Consider the following 7,108-nt stretch of genomic DNA (forward strand, 5'->3'; position numbering starts at 1 on the left):
CCCCTCCACGTCCCCCGGTGTGGTCCCCGAACTTTTCGGTAGATCGCAGAGTAGGGGAGGGGTCCGACAGATTTTCGAACGTATCAGCGAGGAGCGAGCATCTGCAGCAATTCTTCGACCGACGGCAGGCCGGGAATCACGGGAAGATTCGGTACAGGGGCGGCGGCGGGCGGTGCCGTCAACTCGATGCCGCCGAGGCCCGCCATGACGTCGTCGGTGTTGGATCGGGGCGGTCCGTATGTATTGGATGCAATGACGAAGCCATCGCCGATCGACGCGGACGCGACCACACTCGATCGGTCGTCGGCCCAGCCCCACTTGCTCCCGGTCACGCCGGGCAACTGCTTGGTGCCCCAGTCCTGAACCATTCCATCGCGTGCCACCGGAGCCGCGGTGTTCATCCAGGCGAGAACGGGGCTGGCGGGATCGGTGCGATTCTTCGCCGCCAGGAATCGCACGGTGTCGGCTGTGCTCGTGGACGAGTTGCCCCAGAAACCGCCCCGCGAGGTAGAAGTGAGTCCGTATTCCGCAGCGGTTGCCGAAATCGCCTGGGGGTATTTGTTGTCGAGCGTCGAAGCGGCACCGTCGTCGCTGACCTGGACCATCCTGGCGGCCAGGTCGAGGTCTCTGGGCGAACCGTCGCCGAAGCGAACGACGTAGTCGGCCATGTAGAGCTTGACCGTCGACAGTCCCGGGCGCGCCGAGTTGTCCTCCGCGCTGCCCACATATGTCCCCGTCGGGATGTCTTCGTACGAAATCGAGGTTCGGGCCGGGACATCGGCGAGGTCGCCGGGCGTCGGCAGAGCCTGGGCCGGTGCCGCGCACACCAACGCCACAGCGATACCGACAATCGGGACAGCAGTCCTGGTGAAGATGCGTCGCAGGGCCGGCATCTCGTGCTCCTCGAGGTGTTGGCCCGCCGCGAATCGGTGGCCGATGACTGTAGCTACCCCGATGGTAGACGCTTCAACCTCACGCCGCTTTCCCTGGTTCTGCGGCCTTCGTCACCTGGATGAATGTGGCTTTCTTGCAGTTGGAGTGACTGAAAGGCGCATTGATCCAACCGGGGGGGGGGGCTGAGCGATCAGGAGCGGCGCAGGGCCAGCAACTTGTCCTTCGAGCGTCGCAGCGTGCCTCGGTTCGCCCCGGTCGGCCAGGTGCTGGGCAGCTCGATCGGATCCGTCAGGCGGCCGGAGTTGAAGTCGTCGACCAGATGGCCGACGGTTTCCTGGGCGCAGGATTTGTTGGTGCCGATGAATCCAGAGGGACCGCGCTTGATCCAACCGGTGACATAGCTGCCGACCGAAGTCTGTCCACCGGATTCCTGCAACACACGGCCACCGGTGTTGGGAATGATGCCGGCTCGGTCGTCGAACGGAACTCCGGGGAGCGCGACACCGCGGTAGCCGATGGAGGTGAGGACGAGTCCGGCCTCGATGCTGTCCACGTCACCGGTCGGAGTGCTGCGGACCACGTCGTCGCCGTCCGCGGACAGGCCCATTCGGTCGAACTCGATACCCGTCACGCGATCGGTGCCCAGGATCCTGGTGGGGGAGAGAAGGTAGCGCAGAGTGATTCGCTTGCGGCCGTCGCTGTGTTCGGGGGATTCGTCGACGTGGCGAAGCAATTGCAGTTTCTGCGCCACGGCGTGGGGTAGTTCGTCGGTCGCGGCGAGTCGGACGGTGACCGGATCGAGTGCGAGTTCGCTGCGGTCGATGGCCAAGTCGATATCGGGGACGGTCAGCAATCCGGCGAACTCGGGCACGGTGAAAGCGGACTGTGCCACACCGCGTCGGCCGACGATGACCACTTCGCGAACCGCGCTGTGGCGCAACGCGTCCAAGGCGTACGGTGCGATATCGGTCTGAGCGAGCGCATCCGGATTCATCGTCAGAATGCGGGCGACGTCGAGTGCGACATTGCCGTTACCGACGACGACGGCGCGCTCGTGCGAGAGGTCGAACGTGCGGTGCGCGTGATCGGGGTGGCCGTTGTACCAGGCGACGAAGTCGGTTGCCGAACTGCGCCCGGGCAATTCGGCCCCCGGAATGCGGAGTTCGCGATCCGATGATGCTCCGACTGCGTAGATCACGGCGTGGTGGGTGTCCATCAACTCGTCATGGGTGACGTCCTTGCCGACCTCCACGCCGAGGTGGTATTCGAATCCCTCTTGCGCGGAGATCGTCTCGAACAATCGGGACACCTGACGCGTCTTCTGATGATCGGGTGCGACGCCGAGTCGAGCGAGACCGTGAGGTTGCGGAAGCCGATCGTAGACATCGACGCGCACGCCAGGTTGGGTGAGCAGCTCATCTGCCGCATACATGGCCGACGGGCCCGATCCGACGATTGCGACTCGAAGCGGCTGACGATCCCTCGATACCGATGCTGCCGGGGTGACCGGGGCCAGGATGGGCCGCGGTGGGCGCTCCTGCTTGTAGAAATCCGCATTGATCGTCAGGAACGGCAGTTGCGCCTCGGTCAGTTTTGCCTGCGGCACAATGGCATCGACGGGACAGGCCGACACGCAAGCGCCACAGTCGACACACGATTGCGGGTCGATGTGCAACATTTCCGCCGTCAGGAAGTCCGGCTCGTCGGGAGTGGGATGAATGCAGTTGACGGGGCATGCGTAGACGCACGATGCGTCGCTGCAACATGACTGGGTGACGACGTGGGGCATGAGGTTTCCTGACGGCAGAGGCAAGAAGGCTGAGCGGCGAGAGGGCTATGCGGCGAACTGGCTGGAACTGCGGTCGGGTTCGCTGCGGAAACGTGACGCTTTGCCGTCGATTCCGCACAGCTTCCACATCAGCCGGGCGGCGCGATTCATCATGCCGGTGTCGGTGGCCAGCATGCGTACGTCTCCGAAGTAGTCCTGCAGCGCGTGCTGGGATTCCTCGGTGCCCCAGAACAGGTCTTTCTTGACCTGCTTCGGGATATCGAACTTCGTCCAGAACTTCTTCGGCGGAATGACGATGACGTCGCACAGGATGCGCATCGTGATCGGGAAGGCCAGCGAGAGCAGGAACCGCCCGACCTTGGACATCTTGGGAACGCGACGACGCAGCAACTGATGCGCGAACGAGATGTGCCGCGCTTCTTCTGCGACGTGAATGGCCATGACGCTCTGCATGATCGGGTGTATTTCTTCACCGGACCGCAGGACCGACTTCTGAATGTGGTCGATGGGCTCCTCGCCTGCGAGAACGCCGACGAAGAACAGTTCGGGCAGCAGCGTGGCGAACAGCGGGACGAACGGCGAGATCATCTTCATGGGCCGACTCATGCCGGGGGCGTCGGAATCGACGCGGTTGACCATCTCCTGGAACATCAGGGTGTGGTTGCACTCTTCGATGGATTCGTGTGTGCAGTAGCGTGCCTCGGCCGAGCCGTTGGGCAGCGAGAACACGTACTGCATCATGCCGCGGATCAGGATGTTCTCGAACTGAAGACCGACCTTGGCGACGTTGGCCTGACGCCACATGCCGATCTCGATCTGCTTGTCGAGCGGCAATGCGCGGTACCAGGCGTGGCCACCGATCGGGTCCGTCTTGGCGGGGAGTACCCAGCGGGGATCGTTCGCGGGTACCGCGAACTTCTCGGACTCCCAGTCGATGTCGACGTACGGATCGAAGTGCTTGTGCACAGAACCCTCGGACAGCAGGGTGAGTGTCTCGTTGTACTGCTGTTCGTCCGTGGCGTCGGTGTCGACCGAAACGGACGTCGTGCCTGTCGTCAGTGTCATGGCTTCTCCAAACGAGGTGCGAACATAGAGTTAATGTAACCCCAGTTCACACGAAAGGGAAGCGTGCGGGAAAATTCCTGTTCGGCTGCCGTCTACTGTTCGTCCGAACGCTCGTCGGAGATCTCTGCCACCTCGTCGGTCTCGAACAGCTGCAACTGGATCGCCGACGGATCGACCACCGGCGTGACCTGCTCGGGGGTGCTGCGCAGTACCTCGCGCAGAGCAGCTACGGCGCGGCCCCATTTGCCGGCTTCTCGGTCTGCCTCGTCGACGTCGCAGTGCTCGTCACCGAGATCTGCGGCGACGGCCATACCGCGCCACGACGCCTCCTGCTCGGCGCTGATCCGCAGGTAGGAGACGACGACCTCGCGATCGGAGGAGCAGCATCCGAGGACGGTGTCGAGGTCGAGGGATTCTTCGGGCCGGGCAAGGAGCTCGACCAGTTCGAGCAGGCCGTCCGGGAAGTCGTCCGCGTCGATCGGCGGCGTCGGTTCCCCGAGTGCGCCGCCGAAATCCTCGGCGAACTTCTCGTCGACCTGCTCCCACACATGACTGAGCATCCGCACTGCCCACAGCAGATGATCGGCAACGAAGGGTGACCCGCTCACCCGCACCTGCGCGACGACGCAGTCCTGAACCAGGTGCAGCATCACGTCGGGGAGCTGCAGATTGAGATCGACCAGCAACTCGGCTGCGCGGGTTCGTCCCGACACAGCGTGGACCAGCGTCGAATTGATCTCGACCACAGGTTCGGTGGGCTTGACCGACACGTAGGCGGTGCCGCCCGCGAACCGAAGGGGAATGTCGCCGTCGGGGTCGTGATCCGGCGGAAAACCGAACCACGGCTCGAGGGCGCGATCGACGAGTTGCTGTAGGTGTTCCTTGCCCTTCGGTTGCACACACAATGGGACGACAGTCGTGTCGGACTCGGCGGTGGTGGCGTCGAAGTTCGGGACGTCGTAGCGACCGGTGGCGCGTGAGCCCAGAAAGGACGGGTGGGGCAGGCCCCAGATATCGCGAAACACCGCGACGGTCTTCTTCGCCAGATCATCGGACCACGAGCGATTGCGGTCGACGTGCGGTGCCGTGGGCTCGGAATCGACCGACGTGCGAAATCCCAGTTGGCTCAGCGCTTCTCGCTGCTCAGCGGTGATGGCACGGCCACTGTGCAGGTGCTCGTTCGACGGAATTTCGCAGCGGACCATATCGAGATCCCAGGCGTAGAACTGCACACAGGCGGCGGTATCGGGCACGCCGTCGGTGGTGTCGTAACGCGACTCGATCACCAGCGCATCGCCATCGCGCATCGCGCTGACGTAATCGCCGAGCTTGCGCTGGAACTGCATCCAGGCAGCATCGACATCGAAGTCGAACTCGAGTGAATCGCTCATGTCGGCTCCTTACCCAGATCGCGTTGCCGTAACGCACAGTCGGTGACGCTAGCGGCGACCACCGACACGATCTCGGCGCTCGCGGGGGCCGTCACGACGACGCCGAATCCTCGACCGAGCCGTAGAGCGGGTCGTCCTGCGACTCCTCGTCGATCACACCGAACGGCTGCGCCTCGGCCACACCGTCCAGTACCGCCGGACGCAACGCGTGCGGAACGGCGAGAACCTCCTCGATTCTGACGAGGATGCCCTGCTCGATGAGGGATCGAACCCGGTGGTCGATCAGCTGCGCCGTACGCAGATCTTCACCTTCGAGCTCGGCGTAGTCCTCGCCCTCGTTGTTGATCGGCAGCTCGTCGGTCATCGCGGCCAGAAGCGTCTGCACCGCGAACGTGTTGGCCAACGACCGTGACACGTCGGGATCGTCGCCATCTCCCGACAGCTGCACGCGGACGTGTTCGGCAACAAGCTCGTGCACGGTCTCGGCTCCACGGCCGGCCAGCGAATGTGCATTGTCTCCCGGCCTGGCGATATCTCCGTCGATGCGAATCAGTTCGGTGGCGATAGCGTCGACCAGTAATCGACCGCTGCACCCACATGCAGCTGGGCGGGATCGAGCGGGGCAGAGCCGACGGCGTGCTGCAGGTCGGCGTTGTCGCCCACCGCCAATCCGTCGGCCACACGCGCGACGATGTCGTCGAGGGCGGGCAGGAGAGGCAGCGCCGAGATCGCGGCAAGTTCCTGGGCGAGGGAAACGTCGGGCAGGTCGATGTCGTCGGCGTCGAGCATGTCGGGCTCGTCGCCCTCGAGGAAGTCCGAGAGGTCTTCCATGCAGTGCGCGTAGTCCTCGGGGCTGCCGTCCCAAAGATCGGTCTCATCGAGGAAGGTCAGGTACTGCAGGGAGGTGAGAACGAGATTGACCGCGGTGTCCTCCGCACTGTCGGATTCCTCCTGCAGGATGCGTTCGGCCGCATCGACCAGCAGGTGCGCATCGGCAGGAAGCCAAGCGCTGGGGGAGAAGCCCTGACGAGCACCGGCAAGTTGGGTCAGTGTCGACGACACGAGCCGAGAGATCGCCTCCGATTGTTCCGACATCTCGCTCTCGTCGAGCCACTCGACGAAACCGTCGATCAGGTCGGCGATGCGTTCGGTGACGGCACCGGTCGGGGCCGGTCGGGATTGCTGGTGACGCCGTTGCCGGGCCTTGGTCTTTTCTGCACGTTTCTGTCCGCGGTTGGCAGGCCGCTTCGATCCCATGGCTGTCAGCTTATCTGTTGGCATGTCCGGTTTCGTCGATCCGTGCCCTCAGCGCAGAAGGAACGACCCCGCAGACGCAGGAAGAGCCGGATTCGATGCACGGCGATGCAGCTCTGCGGGGCGGCCGCCGCCCGCGGCCGAGGTTGCGCCCGTCCCGTGTAGCGAGCCGATGAGGTGGCGTCGCGGCGGTTGGTGGGTTGACCGAGGTCAGTTCTCGCAGCCGACGCCATCTTCGTCGCGGTCCAGCTTGGTGCTGTACCCCGGCTCACCGGCGTAGATCGGCGCTGCATTCGCCGCACGGACCGCATCGCAATTTTCGTACGTCACCACGGGAGGCACTGCGGCCAAGGGCGCGGGGGCGGTGTAGACGGGCTCCGGCGTGTACACCGGCTCGGGGATGAACACGGGTTCGGGCTCGGGCAGCGGGATGTATTCCGTGGTCGTCGGTATCTCGACGACGGCGGCGACCGGCTCGGTGGTCGGAGCCGCGGTCGTCGTGGTCGGGGCCGGTGTGGTGGTCGACGGCGGCACAGTGGTCGTCGTGACGGTCGGCAACGCGGGCACGGCCGCGACCGGCGCGATGGCGGTCGGGGTCTCGGGTTCGGTGGTGGTGGTCAGCCCCATCACGAACAATGCGGGGAGGACGGCGATGGCAGGTACCGCCCAGACCTTGCGACCCGCGCGGGCGACGAGCGCAGGTACATGACTCCGA

Annotated in this window: 7 protein-coding genes; all 7 read right to left on the bottom strand. The window is 64.5% G+C overall.

The annotated features are described in order from the left end of the window. Positions 1 to 83: 83 nt before the first annotated feature. The 7 genes from RHBS_RS02985 to RHBS_RS03020 all read right to left on the bottom strand — a co-directional run bounded on the left by RHBS_RS02985 (position 84) and on the right by RHBS_RS03020 (position 7,020). Positions 84 to 893: a hypothetical protein gene (locus RHBS_RS02985; RefSeq protein ID WP_121873000.1), complete on the bottom strand. Its 810-nt coding sequence runs from the start codon at positions 891 to 893 to the stop codon at positions 84 to 86. 191 nt (positions 894 to 1,084) lie between these two features. Next, positions 1,085 to 2,683: an FAD-dependent oxidoreductase gene (locus RHBS_RS02990; protein ID WP_128644781.1), complete on the bottom strand. Its 1,599-nt coding sequence runs from the start codon at positions 2,681 to 2,683 to the stop codon at positions 1,085 to 1,087. 45 nt (positions 2,684 to 2,728) lie between these two features. After that, entirely contained in the window at positions 2,729 to 3,748 is a 1,020-nt protein-coding gene (locus RHBS_RS02995; RefSeq protein WP_121872998.1) for a diiron oxygenase, read from the bottom strand. A 92-nt stretch (positions 3,749 to 3,840) separates the two neighbouring features. Beyond that, a complete protein-coding gene (locus tag RHBS_RS03000) occupies positions 3,841 to 5,139 on the bottom strand; it encodes a hypothetical protein (protein WP_121872997.1) in 1,299 nt (432 codons plus the stop codon). 91 nt (positions 5,140 to 5,230) lie between these two features. After that, on the bottom strand, positions 5,231 to 5,617 hold the full coding sequence (locus tag RHBS_RS03005) for a hypothetical protein (RefSeq protein WP_128644782.1): 387 nt from the start codon (positions 5,615 to 5,617) through the stop codon (positions 5,231 to 5,233). 71 nt (positions 5,618 to 5,688) lie between these two features. Further along, positions 5,689 to 6,396 (bottom strand): hypothetical protein, encoded by a 708-nt coding sequence (locus tag RHBS_RS03010; protein WP_145977464.1) that lies wholly within the window; start codon positions 6,394 to 6,396, stop codon positions 5,689 to 5,691. Between the two features lie 207 nt (positions 6,397 to 6,603). Next, positions 6,604 to 7,020, bottom strand: coding sequence for an excalibur calcium-binding domain-containing protein (locus RHBS_RS03020; protein ID WP_128644784.1), 417 nt, complete (start codon positions 7,018 to 7,020; stop codon positions 6,604 to 6,606). Positions 7,021 to 7,108: the final 88 nt, after the last annotated feature.

The organism is Rhodococcus sp. BS-15, from assembly GCF_000813105.1.
Lineage (GTDB): Bacteria > Actinomycetota > Actinomycetes > Mycobacteriales > Mycobacteriaceae > Rhodococcoides.